The 26449-nt window shown below is 70.4% G+C and carries 22 protein-coding genes; 9 read left to right on the plus strand and 13 right to left on the minus strand.

The annotated features are described in order from the left end of the window. Window positions 1-129 precede the first annotated feature (129 nt). Window positions 130-3762, plus strand: a complete 3633-nt coding sequence (gene mfd / locus ACQCSX_RS19050) for a transcription-repair coupling factor (protein WP_427016779.1) — start codon at window positions 130-132, stop codon at window positions 3760-3762. Window positions 3763-3929: 167 nt separating this feature from the next. On the opposite strand, the gene ACQCSX_RS19055 is transcribed toward mfd, so the two are convergent. The 5 genes from ACQCSX_RS19055 to nirB all read right to left on the minus strand — a co-directional run bounded on the left by ACQCSX_RS19055 (window position 3930) and on the right by nirB (window position 9746). Then, window positions 3930-4151, minus strand: coding sequence for a hypothetical protein (locus tag ACQCSX_RS19055; RefSeq protein ID WP_427016780.1), 222 nt, complete (start codon window positions 4149-4151; stop codon window positions 3930-3932). Window positions 4152-4239: 88 nt separating this feature from the next. Next, on the minus strand, window positions 4240-4920 hold the full coding sequence (gene deoC / locus ACQCSX_RS19060; protein WP_427016781.1) for a deoxyribose-phosphate aldolase: 681 nt from the start codon (window positions 4918-4920) through the stop codon (window positions 4240-4242). A gap of 30 nt (window positions 4921-4950) precedes the next feature. Next, window positions 4951-6081 carry a uroporphyrinogen-III synthase gene (locus ACQCSX_RS19065; protein ID WP_427016782.1) on the minus strand — a complete coding sequence of 377 codons (1131 nt, stop codon included), beginning with the start codon at window positions 6079-6081 and terminating at the stop codon, window positions 4951-4953. Next, entirely contained in the window at window positions 6078-7097 is a 1020-nt protein-coding gene (gene cobA, locus ACQCSX_RS19070; protein WP_427016783.1) for a uroporphyrinogen-III C-methyltransferase, read from the minus strand. Before cobA ends, ACQCSX_RS19065 begins: the two co-directional genes overlap by 4 nt. A gap of 42 nt (window positions 7098-7139) precedes the next feature. Further along, on the minus strand, window positions 7140-9746 hold the full coding sequence (gene nirB, locus ACQCSX_RS19075) for a nitrite reductase large subunit NirB (RefSeq protein WP_427016784.1): 2607 nt from the start codon (window positions 9744-9746) through the stop codon (window positions 7140-7142). 289 nt (window positions 9747-10035) lie between these two features. Here nirB and nirD point away from each other — a divergent pair, with 289 nt between their 5' ends. Next, the gene (nirD, locus tag ACQCSX_RS19080; RefSeq protein WP_427016785.1) at window positions 10036-10431 is read left to right on the plus strand and encodes a nitrite reductase small subunit NirD; all 396 of its coding nucleotides are present in this window, start codon (window positions 10036-10038) and stop codon (window positions 10429-10431) included. Window positions 10432-10527: 96 nt separating this feature from the next. Here nirD and ACQCSX_RS19085 read toward each other — a convergent pair whose 3' ends face one another. The 3 genes from ACQCSX_RS19085 to ACQCSX_RS19095 form a co-directional block, all read right to left on the minus strand. Then, window positions 10528-11517 carry a hypothetical protein gene (locus tag ACQCSX_RS19085; protein ID WP_427016786.1) on the minus strand — a complete coding sequence of 330 codons (990 nt, stop codon included), beginning with the start codon at window positions 11515-11517 and terminating at the stop codon, window positions 10528-10530. 226 nt (window positions 11518-11743) lie between these two features. Then, window positions 11744-13549, minus strand: coding sequence for a phospho-sugar mutase (locus tag ACQCSX_RS19090; protein WP_427016787.1), 1806 nt, complete (start codon window positions 13547-13549; stop codon window positions 11744-11746). 9 nt (window positions 13550-13558) lie between these two features. After that, window positions 13559-14398, minus strand: coding sequence for a purine-nucleoside phosphorylase (locus ACQCSX_RS19095; protein WP_427016788.1), 840 nt, complete (start codon window positions 14396-14398; stop codon window positions 13559-13561). 54 nt (window positions 14399-14452) lie between these two features. Between ACQCSX_RS19095 and ACQCSX_RS19100 the strand changes: the two genes are divergently transcribed. Further along, window positions 14453-15880, plus strand: a complete 1428-nt coding sequence (locus ACQCSX_RS19100; protein ID WP_427016789.1) for an NAD(P)H-quinone dehydrogenase — start codon at window positions 14453-14455, stop codon at window positions 15878-15880. 202 nt (window positions 15881-16082) lie between these two features. Here the strand turns inward: ACQCSX_RS19100 and ACQCSX_RS19105 are convergent, their stop codons facing one another. From ACQCSX_RS19105 to ACQCSX_RS19115, 3 genes are all read right to left on the minus strand, one after another. Next, window positions 16083-16283 carry a hypothetical protein gene (locus tag ACQCSX_RS19105; RefSeq protein WP_427016790.1) on the minus strand — a complete coding sequence of 67 codons (201 nt, stop codon included), beginning with the start codon at window positions 16281-16283 and terminating at the stop codon, window positions 16083-16085. Then, window positions 16280-16612 carry a DUF2127 domain-containing protein gene (locus ACQCSX_RS19110; protein WP_427016791.1) on the minus strand — a complete coding sequence of 111 codons (333 nt, stop codon included), beginning with the start codon at window positions 16610-16612 and terminating at the stop codon, window positions 16280-16282. The genes ACQCSX_RS19105 and ACQCSX_RS19110 overlap by 4 nt, the downstream gene beginning before the upstream one ends. Window positions 16613-16825: 213 nt before the next feature. Further along, window positions 16826-17146, minus strand: coding sequence for a GYD domain-containing protein (locus tag ACQCSX_RS19115; RefSeq protein WP_427016792.1), 321 nt, complete (start codon window positions 17144-17146; stop codon window positions 16826-16828). A gap of 250 nt (window positions 17147-17396) precedes the next feature. On the opposite strand from ACQCSX_RS19115, the gene ACQCSX_RS19120 reads away from it, so the two are divergent. After that, window positions 17397-18668 carry an acyltransferase family protein gene (locus tag ACQCSX_RS19120; protein ID WP_427016793.1) on the plus strand — a complete coding sequence of 424 codons (1272 nt, stop codon included), beginning with the start codon at window positions 17397-17399 and terminating at the stop codon, window positions 18666-18668. A gap of 201 nt (window positions 18669-18869) precedes the next feature. Here ACQCSX_RS19120 and ACQCSX_RS19125 read toward each other — a convergent pair whose 3' ends face one another. Next, window positions 18870-19418: a TetR/AcrR family transcriptional regulator C-terminal domain-containing protein gene (locus tag ACQCSX_RS19125; protein ID WP_427016794.1), complete on the minus strand. Its 549-nt coding sequence runs from the start codon at window positions 19416-19418 to the stop codon at window positions 18870-18872. 92 nt (window positions 19419-19510) lie between these two features. Between ACQCSX_RS19125 and bioB the strand changes: the two genes are divergently transcribed. Genes bioB through bioD form a run of 5 tightly spaced genes read left to right on the plus strand, consistent with a single transcriptional unit; the run spans window position 19511 to window position 25075 of the window. Continuing rightward, entirely contained in the window at window positions 19511-20740 is a 1230-nt protein-coding gene (gene bioB, locus ACQCSX_RS19130; RefSeq protein ID WP_427019103.1) for a biotin synthase BioB, read from the plus strand. Next, window positions 20733-22097, plus strand: coding sequence for an adenosylmethionine--8-amino-7-oxononanoate transaminase (locus ACQCSX_RS19135; protein ID WP_427016795.1), 1365 nt, complete (start codon window positions 20733-20735; stop codon window positions 22095-22097). The genes bioB and ACQCSX_RS19135 overlap by 8 nt, the downstream gene beginning before the upstream one ends. Before the next feature lie 8 nt (window positions 22098-22105). Continuing rightward, window positions 22106-23257: an 8-amino-7-oxononanoate synthase gene (locus ACQCSX_RS19140; protein ID WP_427016796.1), complete on the plus strand. Its 1152-nt coding sequence runs from the start codon at window positions 22106-22108 to the stop codon at window positions 23255-23257. Continuing rightward, on the plus strand, window positions 23254-24324 hold the full coding sequence (locus tag ACQCSX_RS19145) for a cytochrome P450 (protein WP_427016797.1): 1071 nt from the start codon (window positions 23254-23256) through the stop codon (window positions 24322-24324). The genes ACQCSX_RS19140 and ACQCSX_RS19145 overlap by 4 nt, the downstream gene beginning before the upstream one ends. Next, window positions 24317-25075, plus strand: a complete 759-nt coding sequence (gene bioD, locus ACQCSX_RS19150) for a dethiobiotin synthase (RefSeq protein WP_427016798.1) — start codon at window positions 24317-24319, stop codon at window positions 25073-25075. Before ACQCSX_RS19145 ends, bioD begins: the two co-directional genes overlap by 8 nt. A 68-nt stretch (window positions 25076-25143) precedes the next feature. On the opposite strand, the gene ACQCSX_RS19155 is transcribed toward bioD, so the two are convergent. Next, complete coding sequence (locus tag ACQCSX_RS19155; protein ID WP_427016799.1) at window positions 25144-26274, minus strand: hypothetical protein; 1131 nt, start codon at window positions 26272-26274, stop codon at window positions 25144-25146. Window positions 26275-26449 lie beyond the last annotated feature (175 nt).

Consider the following 26449-nt stretch of genomic DNA (forward strand, 5'->3'; position numbering starts at 1 on the left):
CACGCTGGACGGCGGCCCCGGACTGGCAGGTAAGCTGGGATGGTCCCGGGATTCCACGCGAATTTCGGGCTTTCGTGCTGTTTTCACGCCGCCCTCGGACGGCAGATCCCGCCAGGAGAGAGCCACCCCATGAGCCTTGATGGACTGCGCACCGCCCTTGCGGCCGACCCTTCCTTCGCCCGGGTCCGCCGCAATGCCGCCACCGCGCCCGGCCAGCGCAGCGAGGACCTGCAGTTCGGCGCCCCGGCCGGCCTGCGCCCCGTGCTGCTGGCCGAGATGGTGGACGGGCTGGCCACGCTGCCGGCCGCCAAGGGGCGCCGCCCCGTGGTGTTGGCCGTCACGGCCACCGGCCGCGAAGCCGAGGACCTGGCCGCCGCCCTGCGTTCCTACCTGCCCGCCGATGCCGTCGCGGAGTTCCCGAGCTGGGAAACGCTGCCGCACGAGAGGCTCTCGCCGCGCTCGGACACCGTGGGCCGGCGCCTGGCGGTGCTGCGCCGGCTCAGCCATCCCGAGGAGTACGCCGGCGCCACTCCGCTGGCCGTCGTCGTCGCACCCATCCGCGCCGTGCTTCAGCCGCTGGTGGCCGGGCTGGGCGAACTGGCGCCGGTGGAGGTGAAGGTGGGCGACGAGGTGCCCTTCACTCTTCTGGTGAAGCGCCTGTCGGACGCCGCCTACGCCCGCGTGGACATGGTGACGCACCGCGGCGAGTTTGCCGTCCGCGGCGGCATCCTGGACGTCTTCCCGCCCACCGAGGACCACCCCATCCGGGTGGAGTTCTTTGGCGACGAGGTCGAGTCGATGCGCTGGTTTGCCGTGGCCGACCAGCGCTCGCTGACCTCCGTCACGGGCGAGATCAAACACCCCAGCACGCTCTACGCCCCGCCCTGCCGGGAAATCCTCATCACGGCCTCGGTCATGAGCCGCGCGGCCAAACTGCGGGGGTCCATGCCCGCGGCCGAGGCGATGCTGGAGAAGATCGCCGGTGGCATCGCGGTGGAGGGCATGGAGTCCCTGGCCCCGGCGCTGGTGGATGCCATGGTGCCGCTGACCTCGCACTTCCCGGCCGGGTCCATTGCCGTGGTGATGGAACCCGAACGGGTGCGCGCCCGCGCCCACGACCTCGAATCCACCAACGAGGAGTTCCTCGAGGCCGCCTGGGCGACCGCGTCCGACGGCGGTGCGGCGCCGCTGGATCTGGCCGCGCACGGCATCGACCTCGCCGCGGCGTCGTTCAAGTCGCTGGGGGAGACCCGCGCCGCGGCGCAGGACCATGGGGTGGCCTGGTGGTCCGTCACCTCCTTCACCGCGGACGATGAGACCCTGCCCGACATCGACGTCGTGAACCTGCCCGCCCGAGAACCGCGCGGCTACCAGGGCGATGTGGCCGAGATGATGGAATTCATCGGCTCGCATGTGAAGGACCGGTGGCGGATTGTCGTGGCCACCGACGGACCCGGCCCGGCCCAGCGGTTGGCCGAGCTGTTCCACGACGCCAACATCCCCGCCGCACGGGTGGACTCGCTGGACAAGGAGCCGGAGCCGGGCATCATCGAGGTGACCACTGCCGCCGTCGGGCGTGGCTTTGTCTTCGAGGGGCTCAAACTGGGCCTGCTGACCGAGGCGGACCTGCTGGGCCGCTCCTCGGCCAGCGGCACCCGGGACATGCGCAAGATGCCCTCCAAGCGGCGCAACGCCGTGGACCCGCTACAACTGCGTGCCGGGGACTTTGTGGTCCACGAGCAGCACGGCGTGGGCAAGTTTGTGGAGCTCATCCAGCGCAAGGTGGCGGGGGTTTCGGCAAGCTCAACCAGCGGGGGTGTCGGCCTGCGCGAATATCTGGTGGTGGAATACGCGCCCTCCAAGCGCGGTGCCCCGGGGGACAGGCTCTTTGTCCCCACCGACCAGCTGGACCAGGTCACCGCCTATGTGGGCGGCGACGCCCCGGCGCTGAGCAAGATGGGCGGCTCGGACTGGGCGGCCACCAAGTCCAAGGCGCGCAAGGCCGTCAAGGAGATTGCCGGCGAGCTCATCCGGCTGTACTCGGCGCGGATGGCCAGCCGCGGGCACGCCTTCAGCCCCGACACGCCGTGGCAGCGCGAGCTGGAGGAGGCGTTCCCGTATGTGGAGACGCCGGACCAGCTGACCACCATCAACGAGGTCAAGGCGGACATGGAGAAGGAAATCCCCATGGACCGGCTGGTCTCCGGCGACGTCGGCTACGGCAAGACGGAGATCGCCGTCCGGGCGGCGTTCAAGGCGGTGCAGGACGGCAAGCAGGTGGCCGTGCTGGTGCCCACCACGCTGCTGGCCCAGCAGCACTACGAGACGTTCACCGAGCGCTTCTCCGGTTTTCCCGTGCGGGTCAAGCCGTTGAGCCGCTTCCAGAGTGCCAAGGAATCCAAGGAGACGGTCGACGGCGTGCGGACCGGCGCCGTGGACGTCATCATTGGCACGCACCGGCTGCTGTCCAAGGACTTCGAATTCAAGGATCTGGGCCTGGTGATTGTGGATGAGGAGCAGCGCTTTGGCGTGGAGCACAAGGAGGCGCTGAAGAAGATGCGCACCAATGTGGACGTCCTGGCCATGAGCGCCACCCCGATTCCGCGCACGCTGGAGATGTCCCTGACGGGCATCCGCGAAACCTCCACGCTGGCCACCCCGCCGGAGGAGCGGCACCCGGTGCTGACCTATGTGGGCGCCTACACGGACAAGCAGGCCTCCGCCGCGATCCGCCGCGAGCTGATGCGCGAGGGCCAGGTGTTTTTTGTGCACAACCGGGTCTCCTCCATCGACGCCACGGCCGCGCACCTCCAGCAGCTGGTGCCCGAGGCCCGCGTGGCCGTGGCGCATGGGCAGATGAGCGAGTCCAAGCTGGAGCAGATCATCGTGGACTTCTGGGAGAAGCGCTTTGACGTGCTGGTCTGCACCACCATCATCGAGACGGGCCTGGACATCTCCAACGCCAACACCCTGATCGTGGACCGCGCGGACAACTACGGGCTCTCCCAGCTGCACCAGCTGCGCGGGCGCGTGGGCCGCGGCCGCGAGCGGGCCTACGCCTACTTCCTCTACCCCTTCGACAAGCCATTGGGCGAGGTGGCGCTGGAACGGCTCAAGGCCGTGGCCGCGCACAACGAGCTCGGCGCCGGCATGGCGCTGGCCATGAAGGACCTGGAAATCCGCGGCGCCGGCAACCTGCTGGGCGGGGAGCAGTCCGGGCATATCCAGGGGGTGGGCTTCGACCTGTACATCCGCCTGGTGGGCGAGGCCGTGGCCGAATACCGCGGCGACGCCGAGGAGCGCCCGGCGGAGATGAAGATCGAGCTGCCGGTCAACGCGCACCTGCCGCACGACTACGTGCCGGGGGAGCGGCTGCGGCTGGAGGCCTACCGCAAGCTGGCCGCCGCCATTACGCACGAGCAGATCGACGAGGTGCTGGCGGAGCTGGTGGACCGCTACGGCGAGCCGCCGGCCGCGGCGGTGAACCTGATCGCCGTCGCGCGCTTCAAGGTCCACGCCCGCGCGGCCGGGCTGACGGATGTGGCGATGCAGGGGAACTTCATCAAGTTCGCCCCGGCGGACCTGCCCGAATCCAAGCAGATGCGCCTGGTGCGGATGTACCCCGGCTCCATGGTGAAGCCGGCCCTGGACGCCGTGCTCATCCCCAAGCCCAAGACGGCGCGGATCGGCGGGCGGGACTTGGCCGACGCCGAGGTCCTCGCCTGGGCCGAGAACGTGCTGGAAGCCATCTTCACCACGTAGCCGGCCCGGGGGCGGACCGTCCTGCGCAGCGTTGGGCACTCGCCCTGCGCAGGAGCAGCTCCTGCGCAGGGCGGGACGCCGGCGCTGCGCAGGACGGTACGCCAGCGCCCGGCCCGGGTACGCGAAAGCCCCCGGAGCCTGGCGCTCCGGGGGCTTTCGCGTGGCTGCTACCTGTGGCGGCGCGCGCCGGAGTCCGAGCGGCCCATGAACGTCTGCGGGATCCAGAACGAGAGGAAGCACAGGCCGATGGCGATGGCCCCGGGCCAGACGTTCTCCAGGCTCAGGAAGGAGAACGCGAAGAGGCCGCCGGTGAACAGGGCAAGGAAAATGATGAAGAGAATGACCGTCTGGGCCAGGTTGTTCTCTCGCTGGTATCCACCGTTGGACATGGTTCCTCCTTGCCCGGAGCCGCGGAACGGCATGCTGGGCTGGTTGCTCGGGTGGCCGGTCGCGCCGGCACGGGTTTTGCCTTCGATCTTAGTATGAACTGGTGCCCGTGCCACCATTGACGATGGCGATGCCGGAGCTGGCCCCGATGCGGGTGGCGCCGGCGTCGATCATGGCCCGCGCATCGGCGTAGGAACGCACCCCGCCGGAGGCCTTGACCCCGAGGTCCGGGCCCACCGTGGCGCGCATCAGGGCGACGTCCTCAACGGTGGCGCCGCCGCCGTTGAAGCCGGTGGAGGTCTTGACGTAGTCCGCCCCGGCCTCCACGGCCGCCTGGCAGGCCAGCACCTTGGCCTCGTCGGTGAGCAGCGAGGTCTCGATGATCACCTTCAGGATGGCATCTCCGGCGTGCACCACCTCGGCGACGGCGGCGATGTCATCCACCAGCGTGCCCTTGTCCAGGGCGCGGGCGGCGGCGATGTTGATGACCATGTCGATCTCGTCGGCGCCGTCGAGCGTGGCACCACGCGCTTCGAAGACCTTCACATCGGTGTTGGTGGCACCCAGCGGGAAGCCGATCACCGAGCATGTCAGCACGCCGGTGCCGCGCAGGGCGCGGTGCACCGTCTTGACCCACACGGGGTTCACGCAGACCGACTTGAAGTGGTACTGGGCCGCCTCGGCGCAGACCTTCAGGATCTCCTCCTCGCCGGCCTCGGGCTTGAGCAGCGTGTGGTCGATGTAGGCGGCGATTCCGGCCTGCTCGCTCATGGTGGTCCCTTCCTGTAGGAATAGTTGCTCTCATGGTGCCACATGAGCGCGCTCAAGGACCTTGAGCCGGTACCCCCGTTTCACCACCGTCTCCACCAGGGCCGCGTCCGGCAGGGCGGCGCGGAGCCGGCTGACGGTCATGTCCAGGGCGTGCGCCGCCCCGGCCAGGTCCAGCAGGCTGGCCAGGTTGTCGCGGCTGAGCACTCCGCCGCCGGCGCCCATCAGGGCCCGCATCAGCATCAGCGGGGCCGGGGCCAGGGGCACCGGTTGGCCGTCGATCCGCAGCGAGCGCCCGCGCATCTCCACCAGGCCCAGCGGGGTGCCGATGGACTGCACGTGGTTGCGCGAGAGGTGTTCGCAGACCAGCCGGATGAGCGCCCCCATCCGGTAGCGCTCGGGCACCAGGGGTTCCACGCCGGCCTCGCGCAGCGGAGCGGCCGTGACGGGCCCGACGGCGGCCGTGGCCACGCCCGTGCCGAAGGCCTCCAGCAGGTCCGGCAGCCGGCCCATGTCCGCGGCCGCGGCAAAGAGCGCCTCCACGGCGGGGGCGCTGGTGAAGACCACCACGTCCAGCTCCAGCGCGCAGGCGGCCTCGATCAGCCCGGGCAGCTTGTCCGTGCCGTCGGCCTCTTCCGGCACGGCCCAGCGGTAGGGGGCCACGGTGAGCACCGTGGCGCCGGCTGCGCGCAGCCGCTCCAGCGAGGCCGCGTCCACGTAGCCGTGCAGCTGGACGGCCACCGTCTTGCCCGCCACCCCCTCCGCGAGCAGCATGTCCACCAGCGTGGCGGTGGTTTCATCGGAGCTGATGGCGGCGTCGTTGAGCCCGGCGGCACGCACCGCGCCGCGGGCCTTGGGGCCGCGGACAAAGATCCGGCAGACCTCCAGCGCCGCGAGCAGGGATTCGCCCAGCCCGGCGGCGTCGGCGCTCTCGCACCAGCGCCGCATCCCGTAGGCGGTGGTGGCCACCAGGATGTCGGGGCGGGCGGCAATGATGGCCCGGGTGTCCTCCACCAGGGCCTGGTCCTCCTCCATCGGGGCGATCCGTAGGGCCGGGGCATGCAGCACCTGCGCGCCCCGGCGTTCCAGCGCCTCGATCAGGTCACGGGAGCGGCGGTGGGCGGTGACGCCCACGCGGAACCCGTCCAGCAGTGGCTCGCTCATGGCTTCAGCAGGGCCGCGGCCAGCGCGTCCACCTCGGCGTGGGCAGCGGCCCGGGAACCGATGTCCACCACCTCGCCGATGACCAGCACGGCCGGGTTGGAGCACAGCGCGGCGGCCTGGGCCAGGGTGCCCAGCGTGGCCACGGTGGTGCGCTGGCCGGGGCGGAAGCCGCGTTCCACCACGGCCGCCGGCATGTCGGCGCGCATCCCGGCCCGCTGCAGACCGGCAGCCAGCTGGGACAAGGTGCCCACGCCCATGAGCACCACGATGGTGCCGCCCAGGCCGGCCAGGCCCGACAACTCGGCGTCGGTGAGCGGGGCGTGGCCTGAGACCACCGTGAAGATGTGGCTGGTGCCGCGGTGCGTCACCGGGATCCCGGCGGCGCCGGGCACGGCGATGGCGCTGCTGACCCCGGGCACGACGTCCACCCGCACGCCGGCGGCGGCGCAGGCGGCCATCTCCTCCGCACCGCGGCCAAAGACAAACGGGTCCCCGCCCTTCAGGCGCACCACGCGGGCACCGGAGCGGGCGGTGGAGACCAGCAGCGCCTCGATCTCCTGCTGCAGGATCTTGTGGTGGCCCGGCGTCTTGCCGACATCCACCAGCAGTGCGCCGGGGGCCAGCTCCTCCAGCCCGGCCACCGGACCCAGCCGGTCGTAGTAGACGACGTCGGCCTCCCGCAGCGCGTCCTTGGCGCGTTCGGTGAGCAGGTCCACCGGACCCGGGCCGCCACCCACCAGGGTGACGTGGTGGCCGGGCAGGGCGGCGGGTTCGCGGACCAGCATCACCGAGTGCAGCCGGCAGGCCGCGCGCAACGGCTCCCAGCCGGCGTCGCCGTCGTCCACTGCGGCCACCAGCAGCACCTCATCGAGGGCGGAGGTGCGGAAGTGCGCCGGGCAGTCGATGGTGCTGACAACGGCACCGGCGGCGCGGTAGCGGCGCACGACGCGGCGGGCGGCGACTGCGTTGCCCGTCACCAGGACGGCGGCTCCGGCAAGGTCTGCGGTGAGTTCCATGGTGGTCCTGCTCTCTGCTTGTAAGTCGCTGATTCGGCGCGGCTACGCGCCGCTTCGGACGGGGATGGTGGTGCCGAGGCTGACCTTCTCGGCCGGGGTGGCCGGGCGGATCTGGCCGCGCTCGGGGACAAAGGCGATGGAATCGTCCGCCTCCCCGGGGGCGTTGACGAACGTCCGGAACCGGCGCAGCCGCTCGGGATCGTTCAGTGTGGCGGCCCATTCGTCCTCGTAGTTGCCCACGTGGGAGGCCATGGCCTCCTCCAGGTCCGCGGCGATGCCGAGGGAGTCGTTGACCACCACGTCCACCACATGGTCCAGCCCGCCCTGGAGCTCCTCCTGCCAGCGGGCGGTGCGCTGGAGGCGGTCGGCGGTGCGGATGTAGTACATCAGGTAGCGGTCGATGTAGCGGATGAGCGTGTCATCGTCCAGGTCCTTGGCCAGCAGCTGCGCGTGCGCCGGGGTGGCCCCGCCGTTGCCGCCGACATAGAGGTTCCAGCCGTCCGCCGTCGCGATCACGCCGACATCCTTGCCGCGGGCCTCGGCGCATTCGCGGGCACAGCCGGAGACACCCAGCTTGAGCTTGTGCGGGCTGCGCAGGCCGCGGTAGCGCAGCTCCAGGTTGATGGCCATGGCCACGGAGTCCTGCACACCGAAGCGGCACCAGGTGGAGCCGACGCAGGACTTCACCGTGCGCAGGCTCTTGCCGTAGGCCTGGCCGGATTCGAACCCGGCCTCCACCAGGATGGTCCAGATCTCCGGCAGCTGCTCCAGCCGGGCGCCGAAGAGGTCGATCCGCTGGCCGCCGGTGATCTTGGTGTACAGCCCGTAGTCCTGGGCCACCTTGGCGATGACGGCCAGCTTGTCCGGGGTGATCTCCCCGCCCGGGATGCGCGGGACCACGGAGTACGTGCCGTCCTTTTGCATGTTGGCCAGGGCGCGGTCGTTGGTGTCCTGCAGGGTGCCGCGGCCGGCGTCGAGCACGTACTCGCTGCGCTGGCTGGCGAGGATGTTGGCGATGGTCGGCTTGCAGATGTCGCAGCCGGCGCCGGTGCCGAAGCGGGCCAGGATGTCCTCGAAGTCGGACAGTTCCAGGGCCCGGACGGCCTCGAAGAGCTCCGCGCGGGACATCTCGAAGTGCTCGCAGAGGGCCTTGGAGACCTCGATGCCGCTCTTGGTGAGCTCGCCCTCCAGCAGCTTCTTCAGCAGCGGGACGCAGGATCCACAGGAGGTGCCGGCCCGGGTGCAGCCCTTCAGCTCGCCGAGTTCGCGCACCGGCTCCTGGCCATCGCAGGCACCGCAGCCGTTGATGGCGTCGCGGATGCTTCCGGCAGTGACGTTGTTGCAGGAGCACAGGGTTGCGTCATCGGGCAGCTCGGTTTCCGGGGCGTCGCCGCCGCCGGCCGCCGAAAGGAAGGCGCCGGGCTCGGCGGGCAGCTCGCGGCCCAGCAGCGGGCGCAGGCTGGTGTACGGGGAGGCGTCGCCGACGAAGATGCCGCCGAGGAGGGTCTTGGCATCGGAGGAGGTGACGATCTTCTGGTAGACGCCGCGGGCGGGGTCCGCGTAGACCACCTCGAGGCTGTGCTCGGTCTTGGCGAAGGCATCGCCAAAGCTGGCCACGTCGACGCCGGAGAGCTTGAGCTTGGTGGCGGTGTCGAAGCCGGGGAAGGTGGCGTCGCCACCGTGCAGCCGGTCCGCCACGATCTCGGCCATGGTGTTGGCCGGAGCCACCAGGCCCAGGCACATGCCGCCAAAGTTGGCCACCTCGCCAATGGCCCAGACGTTCTCAACGCCGGTGGCGCAGTCGTCGCCGATCACCACGCCGCCGCGCGGGCCGAGCTCGAAGACCTGCTCCTCGCCGTCGGCGGCACGGGCCAGCTCGTCGCGGGGCCGCACGCCGATGGCCACCACCACCAGATCGGTGGGGATGACGTTCTCGTCGGCCATCAGCACCCCGGTGACGCGGCCGGCGTCGTCGGTCTGGATGCTGGAGGGGAACACGCCGCCGCTGACGGCCAGCCCCTTGGCCTCCACCAGCCGGCCCAGCGCCTGTCCGGCACCCTGGTCCAGCTGGGTGTTCATCAGCCACGGGGAGCCATTGATCACGGTGGAGTCGGCGCCGAGCTGGGCCAGGCCGGCCGCGGCCTCCAGGCCGAGCAGCCCGCCGCCGATCACCGCAGCATTGACGGTGCGGCCCAGCTCCTCCGCCAGCCGGGCGACCTCGGCGCGCAGGAAGGTGACATCCTCCACGGTTCGGTACACGTGGCTGTGCTCGGCGCCGGGGATGGGCAGCCGGGCGGCGTCGGAGCCGGTGGCGAGCACCAGGTGGTCGTAGGGGTGGCTGGCGCCGTCGGCGGTGTGGACGGTGCGGGCCGTGGCGTCGACCTTCACGGCACGGGCGCCGGTGCGCAGTTCAAGGGCCGGGTGCTCCCACATGTCGGCCTTGCCGAGGGTGAGGTCCACATCATTGATCAGGGCCTGGCTGAGGGCCACGCGGTCGTAGGGGAGGTGCGGCTCTTCGGCCAGCACGGTGATGTTCCAGCCCTCCAGACCGCGGGCATGCATCGCTTCCACAAAACGGTGCGCGGCGGGGCCTCCGCCGGCGACGACAATCGTGCGGGGGCTGGTGGTCCACTCCATCGAACGGCTCATGGCGGCCCTTTCGTTGCGATCTGCTGTGCTCCTGTGCTCCGCCGGGGTTCCAGCGGGCTCTCGTTCCAGCCTAGAAGGGCGCCGTATCCGCACCGTTTCGCTTATGTTTCGGGGGCTTAACTTCTGTGTCACGCCGGTGTAACGGGGGCTGTGAGGCGGGTTTTACGTGCCCGACATCTGGCGAGCATCCATGGGAAACAGGGCCGTTTTAGCGTGGTCGGTGGAGACATTGTTGAGCCGGCGCACCGTGCGGGGGACCGCACCGGTGCAAGGAAAAAGGGAGAACACCATGACTGCTGTCATTGAACGCCGCGGCACGGATCCGGCCACGGATCCGGCCGGCGCGGGGGCCACCACCACGCTGGCCTGGCACCGCATCTGCCCGTTGGCGGAGCTGGAGGAGCTGTGGGGCGAGGCCGCACTGGTGGCCGGGCGGCAGATAGCCCTGTTCCGGGTGGACGCGGCCACGGTGTTTGCCGTGGACCAGGCCGACCCCGCCGCCGACGACGCCTGTGTGATGGCCCGCGGCATTGTGGGCTCGCGCGGGGCGCACCGCACCATTTCCTCCCCGCTGCACAAGGAGGTCTATGCCCTTGAGACGGGGGAGTGCCTCAGCGGCCCCGGACCCGCGCTGCCCGCTCATCCCGCCCGCGTGGTGGACGGATTCGTCGAGGTTGCCCTGTAGGACTCCGGTCCGACGCCGCACGACGCCGGTCCCCGTCCAGGACGCCGTAGTGGCGCCATCCTGGACGGGGATGGGCGTCCTGGGTGCAGTTGGGTGTCATGAGGCTCGACGGCGGCCGCTGCCTTGGGGGAGGCCGGCGTCGGAGAGGATGCGGGCCAGGACGGGCGGCTGGTTCAACTCCTTCCAATCCCAGCGGGCAAAACCGAATCCCAGGGCGCGGATGCCATCTTCACGTTTCTTTTCGGCAATCAGGCGGTCGGCCGTTGACAATCCACCGCCCCAGTCGGGCCGCACGTATTTGCCATGCCCGTCGAATTCCCCCACCAGCCGGTGGCGCGGCCAGTGGAAATCGGAGCGGGTCCGCTCCCCGTTGCCCAGCGTGAACTTGCACTGGAGCTCCGGGGCGGGGAAGCCGAGGATGTGGATGGTGGCGCGGCTGATGGACTCGCCGGCTGATTCGGCCAGATGCGTGCTGAATTCAACCACGCGCAGGGCCCGCCGGACCATGGCTGCGCTGGGCAGCTGTTCCGCCAGAGCCTGGAGTTCCGCCGGCTGGACGGGATCGCCCAGCAACGACTCGGCTGCCCAGCCCGGGCCCAAGCGCGGATCTGCGGCCGGTTCCCGCAGGGCTCGCCGGCTGGAGTCCACCACGGCGACGGCCTTGGCGAACGGCAGCCTGGCGGCGAGTTCCACAGCTGTGTGCGCCTTGGGCAGCACCAGCAGTTCGCCCAGCGGCTCGGCCTCCGCATCCAGCGGCAGCAGATGGCGCCGGATCCCGCGGGTGGACCGGCCGCCACCGGAAAACTGCGTGCGCAGATGCAGCTCGGTGGGCGTGCCCACCAGCCACAGACCCCACGCCACGGCCGCGGTTTCCAAGGCGAAGACTGGCTGGACGGCGGTGGTCCGGTTGTAGGCCAACACGCGCGTGCCGTACCTTTCACGGGCGCTGGCGGCGTCCCACTGCCCGCGCGCCACGTAGGCACCGCGGCGGATGCGGACAAGACGTCCCGCGGCGGCCTCGCGGGAGAGCCGGCGCGCGTCCTGGCCGACGGAATCAAGGTCGCTGCAGAGAATCAAGTAGGGCATGGTCATCCACCCATGCTGCCCACGACAGCCGCACCCCGGGTGCCGTTCCCGCCCGGCTGTGGACGCCGTCGTGCTCCAGCCCTACGGTGCAGGGGTCTCCACGCGCTCGTTCCTCGCTCGGTCGACCACCGGAATCCCGTGGCGCGACGGTCCACCCCGTCCAGGACACCGGAGTGGCGCCGTCCTGGACGGGGATGGGCGTCGACGGTGCAGTTGGGCGTCCTGGCTACAGCTCCAAGACGGTGCGGACGTCGGCGAGGATGGCGTCCAGCGCCGCCCGGGCACGTCCGCGGGCGGCGTCCAGGTCCGCGGGCCCGTCGACGTCGATGATGGCCTCCAGGTAGCACTTGAGCTTGGGCTCGGTGCCGCTGGGGCGGATGATCACCCGGCTGCCGTCAGCGCTCAGGTACAGCAGGCCGTCGGTGGGTGGGAGCTCGGCCGAGCCGGTGGCCAGGTCCGTGGAGTGCTCGACGGCGGAGCCGCCAAAGGACGCCGGCGGGTTGTGGCGCAGCCGTGCCATCATGTCCCCGAGCAGGGCCAGATTGTCCACGCGCACGCTCAACTGGTCGCTGGCGTGCAGCCCGTGCTCCAGCGCCATCTCGTCCAGCGTGCTGAAGAGCGTGCGGCCTCCGGCATGGGCATCGGCGGCCATTTCGGCGATGAGCAGGGCCGCGGAAATGCCGTCCTTGTCCCGGACCAGATCCGGTGCCACGCAATAGCCCAGTGCCTCCTCGTAGCCGTACACCAGACCGGGGACGCGGGCGATCCACTTGAAACCCGTGAGTGTCGTCTCGTGCCGGTAGCCGTGCGCCGCGGCAATGCGGGCCAGCAGCCGCGAGGAGACGATCGAATTTGCCATCACGCCCTCGGGCGCAAGGCCGGCAGCGGTGCGCCTGGCCACCACATGGGCGCCCAGCAGGGCCCCCACCTCGTCGCCGCGGAGCATCCGCCACTCACCGGTGGCCGGGTCGACGGCGGCGACGGCGGCGCGGTCCGCGTCGGGGTCGTTCGCCAGCACGATGTCCGCGTGCACCCGGCCCGCGGTTTCCAGCGCCAGGTCCAGGGCCCCGGGTTCCTCCGGATTGGGAAAGGACACGGTGGGGAAATTTGGGTCGGGCTCGGCCTGGGCGGTGACCAGCTCGACGTTGTTGAAGCCCGCCCCACGGAGCACGCCGCGGGCGGTTTCGCCACCCACCCCGTGCATGGGGGTCAGCACAATCTTCAGCCCGCGCGCCGGGAAGGCCTCCGGCTGGGCCAGGGCGCCGACGGCGGTGCTGTACCCCTCGACAAACCCGCCGCTGAGCACCGTCCAGCCGGCCCCGGCCAGGGCGATGCTTTCCAGCGGCCCGACGGCGGCAATCTTCGCCGCGATCAGGGCGTCGTAGGGCGCCACGATCTGTGCGCCACGGCCGGACTCCGCCACGGCCCGACCGCCGAGGTAGACCTTGTAGCCGTTGTCGGCCGGCGGGTTGTGGCTGGCCGTGACCATCACGCCGGCTTCCGCATCCAGCGCCCTGACCGCATAGGCCAGCACGGGGGTGGGGAGGGCCGCCGGCAGCAGGAACGTGTCGATGCCGGCCGCGGTGAAGATGGCTGCCGTCTCGGCGGCAAAGATGTCCGAGTTGTGGCGGGCGTCGTAGCCCACCACGGCGCGGGGCGCGTACGCGCCCTGTGCAGCCGTGGCAGCGGATTCGAGCAGGAACGCGGCGAGCCCCGCCGCCGCACGGCGCACCACCACGCGGTTCATCCGGTTGGAGCCCGGGCCCAGGGCCGCGCGCAGTCCGGCGGTGCCGAACTCCAGCGTGCCGTCGAAGGCGTCCGCCAATTCCCGCCGGGCCGCTGCGGCTTCGGCGGCCGCAGCGGTGTCGCCCCCGAAATCGTCGTCGGCGTCCAGGCCGGCCATGCCGCCGGTCCCGGCGGCGCGGGCCAGCAGTGTCCGCAGTGAAGCCGCCGTCGCCGGATCGGGGTCGGCGTCGGCCCAGCGGGCGGCGGTGTCGAACAGGGCGGCCAGGGCGCCGTCGTCGACGATCATGGCAGCAACCTAGAGCTTGGCGATGATGTCCGCGAGCAGTTTGGAGATGCGCGGACCGGCGGCGGCGCCGGCCTCCAGCACCTCCTGGTGGCTCAGCGGAACGGGGCTGATGCCGGCGGCCAGGTTGGTCACCAGCGAGATGCCGAAGACCTCCATCCCGGCGTGCCGGGCGGCGATGGCCTCCAGTGCTGTGGACATGCCCACCAGGTCCGCGCCGATCCGCTTGGCGTACTGCACCTCGGCGGGGGTCTCGTAGTGCGGGCCGGTGAACTGGGCGTAGACGCCCTCGTCCAGCGTGGGGTCCACCTCGCGGGCCAGGGCGCGCAGCCGGGAGGAGTAAAGGTCGGTGAGGTCCACGAACGTGGCACCCTCCAGGGGCGAGCTGGCGGTGAGGTTGATGTGGTCGCTGATCAGCACCGGCGTGCCGGGCGTCCACGCCGTGTTCAGTCCGCCGCAGCCGTTGGTCAGCACCAGCGTCTTGGCCCCGGCGGCGGCGGCGGTGCGCACACCGTGGACGACGGCGCGCACGCCCTTGCCCTCGTAGAAGTGGGTGCGGGCGCCCAGCACCAGGGCGCGCTTGCCGGAGGGCGTCAGCACCGAGCGGATGGTGCCCACGTGGCCCTCGACGGCGGGGGCGGAAAAGCCCGGGATGTCGGTCGAGGCCAGTGTGGCGGTGGTCTCACCGATCAGCTCGGCCGCCTCGCCCCAGCCGGAGCCGAGCACCAGGGCCACGTCATGGCGTTCGACGCCGGTGGCCTGTGCGATGTAGGCCGCGGCCGCGCGGGCCCGCTCGAAGGGATCCGCCTCCGGGGCGGCATGGCGGGAGGTGGCGCTCTCAGATGTGTTCACGAGAACAACCTACCGGCTTGGTGGCGGGGCCGCGATAGGCGAGAATGATCAATTGTGACTAGCCAACATGATCTTGCCTCGACCTTTGCCGTTCCCAGCCTCGCCATCCTGGGCGGGGGTCCGGGCGGCTATGAAGCTGCCATGGTGGCGGCGTCCCTCGGGGCGTCGGTGACGGTCATCGAGCGTGCCGGATTGGGCGGCTCGGCCGTGCTGACCGACGTCGTGCCCTCCAAGACCCTCATCGCCACCGCCGACACCATGACCCGGATGGTGGATGCTTCGGATCTGGGCGTGAAGTTCGACGTCGACGGCACCGATTGCCAGCCGTTGATGCGCGCGGACCTCAAGCAGGTCAACGAGCGCGTGCTGGAGCTGGCCAGGGAGCAGTCCGCCGACATCCGCGCGGCCCTGGAGCGCCTGGGCGTGAAGATCATCATCGGCAACGGGCGCATGCTGGATAACCGCACCATCGAGGTGGACCGCGGCGAAACCTCCGAGATCGTCAAGGCCGACGCCATCTTGCTGGCCGTGGGCGCCCACCCGCGCGAGCTGGCCACCGCCCAGCCCGACGGCGAGCGGATCCTGAACTGGGCGCAGATCTACAACCTGCAGGAACTGCCCAAGGAACTGATCGTGGTGGGCTCGGGCGTCACCGGCGCCGAGTTCGCCTCCGCCTACAACGGCCTCGGTTCCAAGGTCACCCTGATCTCCAGCCGCGACCAGGTCCTGCCCGGCGAGGACACCGACGCCGCCCAGGTGCTGGAGGACGTCTTTGAACGCCGCGGCATGACGGTGCTCTCCCGCTCCCGCGCCGAGTCCGTGGAGCGCACGGACGACGGCGTCGTCGTCACCCTCTCCGACGGCCGCACGGTCACCGGAACCCATTGCCTGGTGTGCGTGGGCTCCATTCCGAACACCACCGACATTGGCCTGGAGGCCGCGGGCGTGGCCCTGACCCCCAGCGGCCACATCAAGGTCGACGGCGTGTCGCGCACCAGCATGCACAACGTCTACGCCGCCGGTGACTGCACGGGCATTTTCGCGCTCGCCTCCGTGGCCGCCATGCAGGGCCGGATCGCGGTGGCGCACCTGTTGGGCGACGGCGTCAACCCGCTGAAGCTGACCCAGGTCTCCTCCAACATCTTCACCTCCCCGGAGATTGCCTCCGTGGGCGTCTCCGAGGCGGACGTGGCGTCGGGCAGGTACCAGGGCGATGTGGTGAAGCTTTCGCTGAACACGAACGCCCGGGCCAAGATGCGCAACTTAAAGGACGGCTTCGTGAAGATCATCGCGCACAAGGGGTCCGGCACGGTGATTGGCGGCGTCGTCGTCGGTGCCGGCGCCTCCGAGCTGATCTTCCCGATCGCGCTGGCCATCTCGCAGAAGCTGCACGTGGATGATGTGGCGAACACGTTCACGGTGTACCCGTCGCTGACCGGCTCGATCTCCGAGGCCGCCCGCCGCCTGCACGTGCACCAGTAGGGCCCCGCTTTCGGTGGTCTCGCTCCCCACCCGCTCCCAACGCTTGCAAGCTCGCGTTGGGTCCCTCGCCGGCGTGGCCCCAGGCTCGACCAGCGATGCGCTGGTTGAGCGCAGCTAAGAGAGACAGCAGGGTTCCCTGGCCGAGCGAAGCGAGGTTAGGGAAGCTGGCGAACGGGAGCCGAAACCCAGGGCCGCGGAGACCTCAGGCGCCATGGCCGTCCCCTCGCGCGCTTGGCACTGGATGGCGCCCGTTTCGACGGTGTTGGCGCTGGCGCCGATATTCGTGCCAGGTCAAAAACACGATGAGGATGTCAAAGACCGTCAGGATGGCCAGTCCGGCCGTTGGGGCCAGAACGATTTTGTACCCCTGGTAGGCGATGAAAGCGATCAGGACGGCAATCATCCAGGGTAGGCCCAGAGTTTGTTGCGCAGCAGCGCAATGACCAGGACAACCTTGACCAGCCCATGGACGAGAAGATAGACGGCACCGAACAGCACGGCGCTGCCCGTCAGCCCCGCGGCGCTGTGCAGCAGGTACGAAGCGATGAAGTCATGGGGGTCTTCGGAGAGTTCGTGCTGGGTCAGCACGGCCACCAGGTGCTGCAGCTCCGCCGGAGTGACCAGGAGCAACAGAATCCCACCGATGAGTTCGAGCACCCCGTCGAGTCCCTTGGCGATGGTGCCGATGGCAAAAAGCCGGTCCCACCAATCCGCGGGTTTGAACGTGCTCATGACTGTTCGACGCGCGTGGAGGGACTTGTGCCGGACGGCAGCCGCCCACGGTGGCCGCGATGATCACGGCGGAAACCAGCCCGCACGGCGAGGCGCCGATGGGCCACCACGCATCCATCGCCGTCTATGTAAGAGCACCCGCTAGCCGGCATGCATGTGCCTTAGTGGACGACGAAAGGGACTTTCATGGCCACCAAAAGACCCTCCCCTGGCTCACTGTCCCGGCGGCCGGTACGACGGTGTCTTTTTGGCCGCCTCGTCAAGGTCCTCGGGCGTCATGAGCGGGGTCAGGCGCAGGCTTACGGCTCCGCTGGAATTGACCATGAGCGAGAGGGCCGCGGCGCTGGCCTGGTCCGGCAGGTCAAAGACCCCCAGGACGTCGGTCTCGCCGAAGGCATAGTAGAAGCTGTCAAGCGAGCCGCCAACCGACACCAAGGCCTGGGCGACGGCTTCACGGCGCTTGGAGCCGCCCTCGTGCATCAGACCCTTGATACCTTCACCCACGTAGTTGGCTTGGAACAGATACTTACTCATTAGTCGTTCCTGTTCTGTCTATGTCCAGAACGCAAACCCTATTCAGGCGTGCTTTACGTCCGATGGGAAAGGGTTCTGAAGCCGTCCCCTGCATACGGGGCCATGCGCCGATTCTAAGTTGTTCCCTCCCCGCTGACAACACCACTTTTGTCTGACAGAGTGCGACTTGGCGTGGCCATTTTCCACTTATCCACAAGCCACCCAGGTTTCTCCCTGACTCCGGTCAGCAGCCTCGGCTATGGTGGATTGAATGGTTTCTCTCATCTCGCCTCCGCGTCACGCCACCCCTGGGAATCCGATCCCAGGGAACGCCGGACCGGATAGCGCCGGGGCGGAGCGTTCCCGGTCGAAAAGCGCTAAGACGGAGCTGGAGCGGTCCCGGCCTGATATCGGGACGCTGACCGCACTGCGTTTCGTTGCGGCGCTGTGGGTGGTGCTCTTCCATCTCCAAGCCATGCGGCACACCTTCCTGGCCCCCATCTATGAGCTGTTCCGTCCCGTCATTGCCAACGGCGACCTGGGCGTGGACGTGTTTTTTGTGCTCAGCGGCTTCATCATCACCTACACCTATCTGGACCGGCTGGGCCCTCGGTTCCGCTGGCGTGCGGCCGGGGACTTTGTCTGGGCCCGGTTCGCCCGGATGTGGCCGGCGTTCGCACTGGTGGTGGGGGTGCTGGGCCTGTGGTTCGCGTATGGGGCCGGACAGCACCCCGTAGGGGCCTGGTCGCTGCAGACCCAGGCTCCGGATCTGTCGCCGTGGGGGATGGCCAGGCAGCTGCTGATGGTCCATCTCTGGTTCCAGCCGGGTACCGATGGCGCCAGCTGGTTCGGCCCTGGCTGGACGGTCAGCGCCGAATGGCTGGCCTACCTGGCGTTTCCGCTGCTGGCGGTGGTCCTCTTCAGGCTGCGCCGGCTGCATCCGCTGGCGGCGCTGGCCGCCTCGGTGCTGGTCCTGGTGCCGACGGCCCTCTGGGGTGAGGACCTGCCCATCGCCACCGGCGGGCCCCAGCCGTATGAGTGGCTGCTGCGGATCGCCTGCTGCTTCACCGCCGGTGCTTTCGGTTGCATCGCGGCACGGAACGCGGACCGGATGAACTTCAACCCGGCCCTGGCCGGGCCCGGCGCCGTGCTGGCCGGAGCCGCCGTCGCGGTCTTCCTGGCCGCGGCCGGAAAACCGGGTCCGGGACGGCTGGCCGTGCTGGCCTTCCCGCTGCTGATCGCCCTGCTCAGCCTGGCCCGCGGACGGGTCCGCGCGGCGCTGTCCGCGCGCTGGCTGCAGTACAGCGGGCGCTGCTCCTACAGCCTGTACCTGGTCCACATGTTCTTCATCTACCTCTTCTACTGGCTAAACAGGGACTGGCTCCATGGCGCCGGTCCGCTGGCAACTAACCTGCTCGCGGCGGCGTGCCTGGCCGGCATCGCCCTGGCCACCCATCTGCTGTTCAGGTACGTCGAGGAACCGGCCCGGCACCGGCTGCGCGCACTGGGCGGCCGATCACCGCGGTTTGCACGCGCTGGTTGAGCGCAGCCAAGAGAGACAGCAGGGTCCCCTGGCCGAGCGAAGCGAGGTTAGGGAAACTGGCGAACGGGAGCCGAAACCCGGTGGGCTGGTGGTGTCCCCGGCCGCCGTCGGGCGCGGGAGGTCTCGGCTTCGCTCGACCAGCGAGGCTGGCGCCGTCGGTTCCGGGAGGTCCCGGGTCCCAGCCGCTCCCGGCGGACGGGGCTACGCCGCGTGCAGGCCGCGGAGGATGGTGTCGATGCCGAAGAGGAAGGCGTCCTCGGGGGAGTGTGCGGTGTCCGAGCCGCCGCTGCCGGCGGGGTCCAGCAGCCCGGCCTTGAAGAGCTCGGCGTGGGTCTGTTCCTCGGCCACCGACCCCAGAATGTAGTGCGCCAGGGTGCGCGCACCCCAGGCGGCGGCGCGCCCGTCGAGCCCACCCTCGGCCAGCAGGGTGCCCAGCCGGCGGAGGGGGACCAGCGAGTTCGGGTCCAGCGCCTGGGCGAGGGCGACGACGTCGGCCCCGTCGCGGACCGCCAGCAGTGCGGTGCGGATGTCCGCGGCACTGCGGCGCACGTCCGCCTCCGAACCGTCGAGCGGATCGAGGATCCGCGACGCCAGAACGCCCAGCAGCTCCTGCTTGTTTTTCACGTGCCAGTAGAGCGCCCCGGGCTGGACGCCGAGGTCGCGGGCGAGCCTGCGCATGGAGAGGTCGGCCAGGCCGTAGCTGGAAAGAATGCCGAACGCGGTATCGACGATTTGTGCCCGTGAGAGCATGCCTTCCCCCTTCTGTGGAACCGGTCCCATTCTGCCCCACGATTGACAACACCCCAGACCCCCAAGATACTTGCACAGTGTTCAATAAAACAGTGTTCAATAATTCCGACGCCACCACCTCCGAGCCGGGCGCCCTTGATTTCGCCGCCCTGGCCCGCCGCCAGCTCGGCGGCGGCACCCTCACGGAGGCCGAGGCCCTGGCGGTGTTGCGCTCCGCCGACGGCGAGCTGATGTCCCTGGCCGCGGCGGCGTCGAGCCTGCGCCGGGCCCACTTCGGCAACACGGTCAAGGTGAACTACCTGGTGAACCTGAAGTCCGGCCTGTGCCCCGAGGACTGCGGCTACTGCTCCCAGCGCCTGGGCTCGGCCGCGCAGATCCTCAAGTACAGCTGGCTCAAGCCCGCCGAGGCCGTGGAGCAGGCCAGCAGCGGCATCGCCGCCGGCGCCTCCCGGGTGTGCCTGGTGGCCAGCGGCCGCGGCCCCAGCGACCGGGACGTGGACCGTGTCGCGGGCATCGTGGGCGAGCTGAAGGAGAGCTACCCGCAGGTGGAGGTGTGCGCCTGCCTGGGGATACTGAAGGACGGCCAGGCCGGCAAGCTGCGGGATGCCGGGGTGGACGCCTACAACCACAATCTGAACACCAGCGAGTCCAACTATGCCCAGATCTGCACCAGCCACGAATACTCTGACCGCATTGCGACCGTTGAGCATGCCAAATCCGCCGGGCTGTCGCCGTGTTCCGGGCTGATTGTCGGCATGGGGGAGAGTGACGAGCAGCTGGTGGAGGCGGTGTTTGCCCTGCGGGAGCTGGGCAGCGATTCCATTCCGGTCAACTTCCTGATGCCCTTTGACGGCACGCCGCTGGCGGACACCTGGCTGCTGACCCCGGCCCGGTGCATCCGCATCCTGGCCCTGGTCCGGCTGGCCTGCCCGGCGGCCGAGCTGCGGATGGCCGGCGGGCGCGAAATGCACCTGCGCTCGCTCCAGCCGCTGGCGCTGCAGATTGCCAACTCGCTGTTCCTGGGCGACTACCTCACCAGCGAGGGCCAGGAGGCTGCCGCTGATTTGGCGATGATCGCCGACGCCGGGCTGGTGGTGCTGGGCGCCGACGGCGGTGCTGCCGCCGGGGCGTCGGGCTGCGCAGACGCAGGCACCGGCCCGGACCGGGCCGGGCAGGGGTGCGCCGGTTCGTGCTGTGCCGACGCAGGCTGTTCCGACCCGGGCGCGGCATCCTCCGAGGCGGCTGCCGGCACGGGCGTGCCAGCCGACGCCGTCACCATCCGCCGCCGCGGCGCCGGCACCGCAGTTGCGCCCAATGCGTAGCACCGCCACCCTCACCATTCCCGGCGGCACCGGTATGCCCAGCAGCACGAGCCTGGCCCCGCGGGACGCCGGGCTGCTCTGGCACCCCTATGCGCCCTTGGACGGGCCGGCTCCCTACACAGTGCATGGAGCCTCGGGCGTGCGGCTGGAATTGGAGGGGCCCGACGGCGCCCGCTACGACGTCGTCGACGCCATGTCCTCGTGGTGGGCGATGGTGCACGGCTACCGCAACCCGGTGCTGGATGAAGCGTTGCGCGAGCAGATCGGCCGCTTCAGCCACGTGATGTTTGGCGGCCTGACCCACGAACCCGCGGTCCGGCTGGCGGAGAAGCTGGTGGAGCTTGCCGGCGGCACGCTCCCGCATGTGTTCTTCGCGGACTCCGGCTCCGTCTCGGTGGAGGTGGCGCTGAAGCTGGCCGTGCAGTACCAGGCCGCGGTGGGGCGGCCGCGCCGCCAGCGCTTCCTGGCCCTGCGCGGCGGCTACCACGGGGACACCATCGGTGCCATGGGCGTCTGCGACCCCGTGGACGGCATGCACAGCGCGTTCCCCGGGCTGGTGGCGGAACACGAGTTCCTGCCGCGCCCGCCGGCCGCCACGCTGGTGGACGGCGTGCTGGTGTCCGACGACGCCGAGGTGGCCGCCTGGATCGAGGCCATGGAGGCCGCAGCGTCCCGACACGAGGGCTCGCTGGCGGGCATCATCGTTGAGCCGGTGCTGCAGGGTGCCGGCGGGATGCACATCTACGCCCCTGACTGCCTGCGGGCCCTGCGCCGGGTGGCCAGCGAGCACGGACTGCTGCTCATTGGGGATGAGATCGCCACTGGCTTTGGCCGAACCGGCAGGCTCTTTGCCACCGAGTGGGCTGGCATGCGGCCGGACATTCTGTGCGTGGGCAAGGCTCTCACGGGCGGCTATCTGAGCCTGGCAGCCATGCTGTGCAGCGCCGAGGTGGCGTCCGCGATTACAACCTCGGAGTTCCGGGCGCTGCTGCACGGGCCCACCTTCATGGCCAATCCGCTGGCCTGCGCCGTCGCCGCTGCGTCGCTGGACCTGCTGGCGGCCGCCGACTGGCAGGGACAGGTGGCCCGGGTGGAACGGGGGCTGGCCGCCGCGCTGGCACCGGCGTCGTCGCTGTCCTCGGTGCGGGACGTCCGGGTGCTGGGGGCCACCGGCGTCGTCCAGCTGGAACGGGCCGTGGATGTGGTTGCCGTGACGCGCGCCGGGCTGGAGCACGGCGTCTGGCTGCGCCCCTTCCGCGACCTGGTCTATGCGATGCCGCCGTATGTCAGCAGCGGCTCGGACATCGCCGCCATCGGCGCCGGCATGGTGGCCGCCATCGCGGCGGTGCACGGCTGATGGGCGCCATGACCGAGTGGCTCCAGGGGCGCGAACGTGTCCGGATCACTCGCGGCCTGGTCCGCGGCGATGCAGTCCGCGGCGGCACCGGCCGCAGCCCGCTGCTGGACCTGGCCTCCAACGACTACCTGGGTCTGTCCACCGATCCCCGGCTGGCCGCGGCCGCCATCGCCGCCATCCACCGCCACGGCACCGGAGCCCGGGCCTCGCGGGTGGTCACCGGCACCTCCGCCGTCCACCTGGAACTTGAGTCGGAGCTCTGCGCCCTAACCGGAGCCGAATCCGCCCTGTCCTTCTCCAGCGGATACGCCGCCAATCTTGGCTTGCTGGGTGCGCTTGGCGGACCCGGCACCCTCATCGTTCTGGACGAACACATCCACGCCTCGCTGATCGACGCCGCCCGGCTGTCCCGCGCCGAGGTGGCCAGCTGCGCGCACTCGGATCTGGCGCAGCTGCGCACCTTGCTGTCCGCACGCACCCAGCCGCGGGCCGTTGTCGTGCTCGAATCCGTCTATTCGGTGCTGGGCGACGCGGCACCGCTGGTGGAGGCCGCGCGGCTCTGCGCGCAGTTTGACGCCCTGCTGGTGGTGGACGAGGCCCACGGGATCGGCGTCACCGGCGCTGGTGCGGGCAGCGTGCATGCCGCCGGGCTGGCCGGGCGCGACGGCGTCGTGGTCACGGCCACGCTGTCCAAGGCGCTCGGGGCGCAGGGCGGAGCGGTGCTGGGGTCCGCGCTGCTGCGCCGGCATCTGGTGAACACGGCCCGCACGTTCATCTTCGACACCGGGCTGGCCCCGGCGGCTGCGGCCGCTGCGGCGGCGGCCTGCCGGATCATCGGCGAGGAGCCGGACCGTGTGGCAGCGGTGTCCCGCAATGCCGCGCTGCTGGCTGCCGGCTGCGGAACGGAGGCGGCGGCGGGCGCCGTCCAATCCATCAAGGTGGGGCGCCCCGAACGGGCCCTGGCCATCGCCTCGCGGCTGCAGGACCAGGGTCTGCTGGTGGGCTGCTTCCGCCCGCCGAGCGTGCCCGACGGCGTGTCCCGGCTCCGGCTCACGGCCCGGGCCGACCTGTCCGCGGAGCAGATGCGGCATGCGGCAGCGTTGGTCTCGGCCGCGCTCGCGGATGAGCCGGCCGTAACCAGCAGAGGCGGGGCGGCATGAACTACCACGTTGTCTCCGAGCCCTCCATGGTGCGCGAGGTGCTGCGCCGGGTGGAGGATTTCCTGCCCACCAACGCGCTCACGGCCGTGGTGCCGCTCAGCCCGGCGGCGCGGCGGATCCTCGCCAGGGAACGCTTTGCCCTGCCGCCCATCCTGGCCTCGGCCACGGGGACCCAGCACCGGAGCGTGCGCTCCCTGGTGGCCGGCTTCTTCACGCCCGCCACGGTGGCCGCCATCGGACCACGCGTCCGCGAGCTCACCCGGGAGCGGGCACGCGCCGTCGCGGCCGCCCTGGTGGATGGCCCGGTGGATCTGGCCGATGCCATTGCCAAGCACATCCCGCCGCTCATCATGGTTGACCTGATCGGCGTCGACTGCCCGGACCTGGACCTCTTCAAGCGCTGGAGCAGGGACTCGCTGGAGCTCTTCTGGGGCTGGCCGGACGAGGAGAGGCAGTTGGTGCTGGCCCACAGTGCGGCGGAGTTCTACGGCTGGCTGCGCGGCACGGTGCTGGCCAGCCGGGGGAGCACCTCCCTCTTTGGCGTGCTCGATGCCGCCGGATTGTCGACGGCGGAGATCTGCTCGCTGGGCTACTTCCTGGCCATCGCCGGCCAGGAGACCACCTCGCAGCTGATGGCCACCACCATGCACCGGGCGCTCGCCGACCGTGCCCTCTGGGCCGTGGCCGGCGAGGACGAGGCCGCGGCGGGCAGCATTGTCCGGGGGGTCCTGGCCGCGGAATCCTCCGTGCACACCTGGCGGCGCGCCACCGCCCACCCGACGGTGCTGGACGGGGTTGACCTTCCCGCGGGGGCGGAGATCCTGCTCGAACTCAGCGGCCACCACCCCAGTGATGCCCGCCCCACCGACTATGCGCTGGCCTTCGGCCATGGGCTGCACCGCTGCCTGGGCGCCAAATTGGCCGAACTCGAAACCCGGCTGGTGCTGCACGAAACCGCCCGGGCCCTGCCGGGCGTGGTGCCGGCGGGGCCGGATCCGGCGTGGTTGCGGCTGCTTTCCTTCCAGGCCCCGCTCACGGTGCACGTGGCTGCAGGCGCGGATGCGTAGCGCCCAGATGCCCGTGGCCAAGGGGCTGGCTGCGGGACGGGGCGGTGGCCTGGGCGGTGGATTGGCGGGTGCGCCGCGGATCCTGGTGGTCACCGGCACCGACACGGACGTGGGCAAGACGGTGGCGACGGCGGCACTCGCGGCCGCGCTGGAAACTGCGGGACGGCACGTGGCCGTCTACAAACCGGTCCAGACGGGCGTCGCCGGGGATGAGCCCGGGGATGCCGGGGAGGTCGGCCGGCTGGCCGGCATTGGCGGCGTCCACGAGGGCATCCGGCTGACCGAGCCGATGGCCCCGGTGCCCGCCGCTGCGCTCGACGGCGTACCGCTGCCGGCGCTTGAAGACCATGTGCGGCGGATCGATGCACTGGCCGCCGCGCACGACCATGTGCTGGTGGAGGGTGCGGGCGGGTTGCTGGTGGAGTTGGACGGGGAGGGGCACACCCTGGCTGACCTGGCCGGTGCGCTGGCGCCGCGGGCCGCCGTCGTACTGGTGGCCCGCAGTGCACTGGGCACGCTCAACCATGCCGCGCTGACGCTGGAGGCTCTGGAGCGGCGCCGGCTCCCGGTGCTGGGTCTGGTGATCGGTGCGTGGCCGCAGCACCCGGACGCCGTCGAACGCGGCAACCGGGCGCACTTCGACACTCTCGATATCCCGCTGCTGGCGGCCCTCCCCGCCGGTGCCGCGGCCCTGCCCCCGGGAGTCTTCCGCGAGCGGGCCACCGCATGGTTCCACCCACCCGCTGGTTGAGCCCGTCGGCCTCGGCCGGGGTCTCGGCTTCGCTCGACCGGCGGGCGGAGCCGAAACCCCGGGCCCCGCTAGCGCACTTCGACGGGCGCGGATCCCGGCTGCTGCGACACGACGGTCGTGCCCTCGGGGCCGTGCAGCGTCCAGGAGCCATGGCCGGAGGCATCGGGGCTGTCGAAGTAGACGTCCTTCAGGTGCCAGGTGGTGTTGCCCATGGTGATGGTGAAGTTGCCCGTATCGCGGATCATCGGTTCCGAGGCCGAGAGCCAGACCGATCCGAACGGCGGCACGTCCGCCTCGACCGACTCGCTGAACGTGTGCTGCTTGGTCCACTCGTGGTTGTACTGGGCGCTGATCTCCGCATCGATGACGCCGAACAGCGTGGTGCCGACCTTGACCCCAACACCCAAACTGTCGCTCACCCCGACGGTGTCCTGGCCCGAGACGGTCTTGCGGGAGGTCATGTTGGTGGGGTTGTTGTAGGTATGGCCCACCTGGTGCTCGGGGCCCTGGATCTTTTCCTGTTTCGTTGCGGTGAACTTGCACGTGGCGGCACTGGACTTCATGCACAGGTCCTTGAGCACTTGGGCCTGGGCCTGCGCCAGCGATGCGGGGATGTCCCGAACGGTCCCCGGCGCGTTGAGGATGTAGGCGTCGGTGCCGCTGAATTTCAGTTCGAAGTTGCCGCCGGCACTGGAGAAGGGGAAGCTCGGCACCCCGATGAGGGGATCGATTCGCATCCCGAGCCGGGCCTCGGTGCCGTTGCCCAGATTGTAGGAAACGGTGGCTGAGTTCCAGTTGGAGGCAAACAGCCATTCCAACTCCCAGCGGTCGCTGTGGCCCGGCTGCAGGACGTGCCCTACGTCCGGGCGGCCACCCGGGAAGCCGGCGTTCAGCTCCAGCTTCGAGACGGTGATGGGCTCACTCGTCAGGTTGTGGACATTGAATCCGCGGGTGTACGACGCGGCCATGGTGCCCGACGCCGCCGTCATCGATGTCTCCTTGTCCTCGGCGACGGGGGTGGCCGGCGTGGCGGCATTGGCGGCAGCCGGGGTCAGGACGAGGGCTCCGAGCAGCAGCGGGGCCATGGCGGCGAGCAGCACACGCCGGCCGCGCTTCCGCGGACGCCGGGGAGCCGGGCGGCCCTTGCCCTGCGGGGTTGCGGTGTTGTCATTCTTCGGGTCCTGGGGTGCTGTCGTCATCGGTTTCTCCTTGATCGTGGCCGCTGTTCTGCGGGTATGAATCAAGATTCGCCGAATCCGTGCACCCCTGCTGCCAGCCGATTGGTGGATCCGGCGGGTGACTCCGGGGCGCCGGTGGGTGGACGCATTCCGTCCGCCAATCGGGGGACAAGGCCTGTTTTTGGCGGGCCGCGCC

Origin of the sequence: Pseudarthrobacter sp. P1 (assembly GCF_050156935.1) — a bacterium.
In the GTDB taxonomy this organism is placed as follows: Bacteria; Actinomycetota; Actinomycetes; order Actinomycetales; family Micrococcaceae; genus Specibacter.